This is a genomic window from Frankia sp. AgPm24 (assembly GCF_023243055.1).
GTDB classification, from domain to species: Bacteria; Actinomycetota; Actinomycetes; order Frankiales; family Frankiaceae; genus Frankia; species Frankia umida.
The window spans coordinates 1-323 of sequence record NZ_JALKFW010000113.1 but is presented as its reverse complement, the minus strand read 5'-3'; the positions used below and the strand labels follow the sequence as shown (position 1 = coordinate 323).

At 66.9% G+C, this 323-nt stretch carries 1 protein-coding gene; it reads right to left on the bottom strand.

Features of this window, described 5'->3' with window-relative positions; translation table 11 throughout:
• The coding region (locus MXD61_RS28700) for a ketoacyl-synthetase C-terminal extension domain-containing protein (protein ID WP_285223165.1) at positions 1 to 323 on the bottom strand (323 nt) is incomplete at both ends.

Here is a 323-nt window from a genome sequence, read left to right as displayed (position 1 = left end):
GGGGCTTGTTCGAGGATCACGTGAGCGTTGGTCCCGCTGAACCCGAACGACGAGATCCCAGCCCGGCGCGGACGCCCGGTCGCGGGCCACTCACGCTCCTCGGCCAGAATCCGCACATCACCAGCCGACCAGTCGACCTTCGACGACGGCGTCTCAGCATGCAGAGTCCGCGGCAGAATCCCATGCCGCATCGCCAGGATCATCTTGGCGATCCCGATCACTCCCGCCGCGGCCTGAGAATGCCCGATGTTCGACTTCACCGACCCCAACCACAACGGCTCCCCGCCCTCACCGCGATCGCCGTACACCGCCAACAGCGCCTG